The sequence below is a fragment of the Paucilactobacillus nenjiangensis genome (assembly GCF_005405445.1).
In the GTDB taxonomy this organism is placed as follows: Bacteria; Bacillota; Bacilli; order Lactobacillales; family Lactobacillaceae; genus Paucilactobacillus; species Paucilactobacillus nenjiangensis.
Genome location: NZ_BJEB01000094.1, coordinates 1 through 3,330 on the forward strand (window position 1 = coordinate 1; position 3,330 = coordinate 3,330).

The window sequence follows — 3,330 nt, forward strand, 5'->3', positions numbered from 1 at the left end:
TCGATGGAACGTCCATGACTAAAAGTACCACGGGTTTCTTTAGCTCGTTTGCGACGAATACCATGGTCAGGTAAATCTGGATTTAAGCTGATTCCTGAGACAACTTTTAAGAGAGGGTATAATGAATAAATCATCTCTCAAAAGGAAGGAATTTGGGCTACAATTATTTTTTCTGTTGGTATCACTAAGTATCAATATGATGGTCATTCATATTACATGAAGATTGATAGTCAGCCTATTATTTCAAACGTTGAAGTACCTGTTGGAATATCGATTCAAGGGTATACTTACCAAGGTACTGCTAAGGACGCGCAAGGGAAAATAAGGAGCTTTAAATTAAGCACAGATGAACACGATATTGGGCCATTTAAGTCAGGACAAATTATAAGAATTAACGTCAATAGAAAATATGGCATCGTTGATTATCAAAGAGTAACTACAAAAGAAACACCGGTCAAGGCACGTTAGGGTGTACCCTATTGTAACTAAAGTGAGAAGGGAGTATTATTAGTTACATATAAGTGACCCGGAGGCGACCTAGAATTGGCTAAAATCGGTTATGCGCGTGTTAGTACGCGTGATCAAAATCTTGCACGTCAAATTGAGCAGCTACATGATGCCGGTGTTAATAAAATCTTTCAAGAGAAGCTTTCAGGTAAAAATGCCGATCGTCCTCAACTAAAAGCAATGTTAGACTATATTCGTGATGATGATGAAGTAGTGGTATTGAGCCTTGATCGACTTGGTCGCAATTCTCATGATTTGACTGACATCATCGAAACTATTCGCCATCGTGGAGCTCAATTGAATGTTCTAAATCTGCCTAGCTTTGCAAGTATTGAAGATCCTAACCTTCGTAACTTGATTACGACAATTATTGTCGAACTATATAAGTATATTGCTCAAGAAGAGCGCGAAACTATTAAGATACGGCAACAACAAGGCATAGAAATTGCCAAACGCCAGGGCAAATATAAGGGCAAAATTCGTGAATATGGTCCTCATTCACCTAATCGTCAAAAACGCTATATTTATAAAGAAGCCTGTCGCCTTTTAAATAGGAAGAAAGACGGAGATGAAACTCTGACCAAGCGACAAATTGCTCGCATGTTAGGTATTGCACCAGTAACCTTATATCGCATCGAAAAGTATCAGGCAGAAGATCTAGCAAACGTTCCCCCTAGTGAGAGGTAAACATCATGATAGATTTAAGGGGCAAACGAATTCTCTTTACCGGCCGTTTGCGATCTTTTCGTCGTTTCCAGGTACAACAGTTAGCAATTATTCTAGGAGCAAAACCTGTCAACGGGATTGACAAAAATGTCGATATCCTTGTGGTTGGTATTATTAGCAAACCCTATGATCAACTACTTACCACTCAAAAGTTAACGTATGCTAGAACCTATGGCATTCCAAAGATTGACGAATTAGCCTTTATTTCATGGTGCCAATGGCGATTAGATCAATTGAAAACAACTCTTTAAGTACCTTCTTATCAAACGGGGAGATTAGTATGCAAAAGCGTATCGATCTGGCCAATCAAACGTTTGGACGACTCACAGTCATTAGTTTTTTGGGAAGCAGTTCTAATGGAAACGCGCTTTGGCTCTGTCAATGTCAATGTGGAAATAAATGTATTGTTGACAGTCAACGACTTCAAAAAGGATTCACTCGCAGTTGTGGGTGTTTGCGATCAGAAATAAGCAGATCAAACATAAAAGCTAATAACCAGACTAAAAAATACATGGGCAATCCCAAGAATTTTCAACTAATTAATCGAACAAATTTAGTTGCTTCTACACTTAAACGATCCAATAACAAATTCGGCATGATAGGTATTAGTTAGGCTAAAACGACTCAAAATTAGGTAGCACGACTTCACTTTCAAAGCCATCTTAATAAACCGTGTATATGTTCATGCGGAGGGTGCAATGCTGCTCCAAAGACAGCAAAAAAGGATATCATTCCTTTGCAAGAGCAATATAATCAATCACACCAACAAAATTGAACAAATTGATCAGACAATCCGAGTAGGCGCAAATCCCATTACTTATACTGCCGATGAACCTATAGAAAAGGCGCTTCGTCATAAAATGGTTCAGTACTGTAATCCTCCAAATGGCATAAATATTAAGACTAGTTTTCAAGAAAGGAAGTCGTAACGTGCGTTTATGGCATCAAGATTTAATTCAGCAACTCCCAAGACAACAATTATTGGGACAGCATCGTGAAATTGCGGCGCTTCGCGGTAATGGATGGGGACGGAAACACGCTACCGTTAATTACGTATTTGCACATTCCCCATATAAATTATTTCAATTTCACTGTATTGTGTTACGTGAAATGGAAAAACGAGGTTATCATCCAGATCAGAAATGGTATGATCCTCTGTATCGAGGTCAACATTGCCCAGCATACAAACAACTCAATCCGGTTGAACTCACAATACCCATCTATCCTGAGCATGACCAACGATATAAACATGTTTGCTTAACCAATTTACAAAACAAGGGAATCTTTTTAAACCTTCCGTGATCCTAGTCTGCGATGTTCATCTTGGGACATAGGATTGACAAAATAGGATATCGACAGTATACTTACTAAAAGTAATTTGAAAGCGTAATGTCGTGTTGATTGGAGAAAATTAAATGGTAAATCTTACAGAAGAAATGAAGAATATGTTAAAGAGTCAGCTCCCATTCCTAGCAACAACAGGAATAGATGGCAAACCTCAAGTTGGTCCCAAGGGCTCACTACATGTCTTAGATGACTCACATTTAATCTACTTTGAGCATACCTTCAGGCAAGCCTATGATAATCTCTCAAGCAACCATTTGGCAGCGGTTGCGGTTGCTGATAGAGGCGCTCAACAGGGATTTCGCTTTGAGGGAACGGCTCATATTCATGAAACAGATGATTTTGCTAATCAGATTTTAGATAAAACTAACATTTTTGAACGTTTCCCACGCGCTGGCGTAGTGGTTATTGATGTTGAACGAATCTATAAATTGGATAACACCTTAGAGGCTGGTATTCAAATCGCCTAGGGTTTTTAAAACAAATTCAACCGAGTAAGTCGAAGAACTTTTTAGTGTCCAAACTCATACAGTGTTTATTTCATGTCATTAAGTATTCATTAGCAAGCAGTTTTGTTATACTTTGGTTAGAAGTGATAGAAGTACGTCTAATTCTTAAGAAACCCGTAGCTTACTGTTAACGCCATTACTTCGAGCGTGTCGATTTTCGATACGCCTTTTTTGGTTCTTTGTCAAGAAGTACTGATGACCTAGAATTTCACAATCATTAACATCAAGCTGCTAGTTTCTCCGT

The 3,330-nt window shown here is 38.5% G+C and carries 5 protein-coding genes; all 5 read left to right on the plus strand.

The features are described from left to right. The first annotated feature begins 129 nt into the window (after nucleotides 1–129). The 5 genes from FFM59_RS09780 (at nucleotide 130) to FFM59_RS09810 (ending at nucleotide 3,047) form a co-directional block, all read left to right on the plus strand. The gene (locus FFM59_RS09780) at nucleotides 130–468 is read left to right on the plus strand and encodes a YxeA family protein (protein ID WP_137602838.1); all 339 of its coding nucleotides are present in this window, start codon (nucleotides 130–132) and stop codon (nucleotides 466–468) included. 75 nt (nucleotides 469–543) lie between these two features. Further along, nucleotides 544–1,194, plus strand: coding sequence for a recombinase family protein (locus FFM59_RS09785; protein WP_003586220.1), 651 nt, complete (start codon nucleotides 544–546; stop codon nucleotides 1,192–1,194). A gap of 5 nt (nucleotides 1,195–1,199) precedes the next feature. Then, nucleotides 1,200–1,484, plus strand: a complete 285-nt coding sequence (locus tag FFM59_RS09790) for a BRCT domain-containing protein (protein WP_137602839.1) — start codon at nucleotides 1,200–1,202, stop codon at nucleotides 1,482–1,484. Nucleotides 1,485–2,163: 679 nt separating this feature from the next. Beyond that, a complete protein-coding gene (locus FFM59_RS09805) occupies nucleotides 2,164–2,535 on the plus strand; it encodes a TIGR02328 family protein (protein ID WP_137602840.1) in 372 nt (123 codons plus the stop codon). 113 nt (nucleotides 2,536–2,648) lie between these two features. Further along, entirely contained in the window at nucleotides 2,649–3,047 is a 399-nt protein-coding gene (locus tag FFM59_RS09810; RefSeq protein ID WP_003582802.1) for a pyridoxamine 5'-phosphate oxidase family protein, read from the plus strand. The last annotated feature ends 283 nt before the right edge of the window (nucleotides 3,048–3,330 follow it).

Coding starts and splice junctions, on each gene's coding strand:
- FFM59_RS09790 (WP_137602839.1), top strand. CDS start 1,200: ATGATAGATTTAAGGGGCAAACGAATTCTCTTTACCGGCCGTTTGCGA.
- FFM59_RS09810 (WP_003582802.1), top strand. CDS start 2,649: ATGGTAAATCTTACAGAAGAAATGAAGAATATGTTAAAGAGTCAGCTC.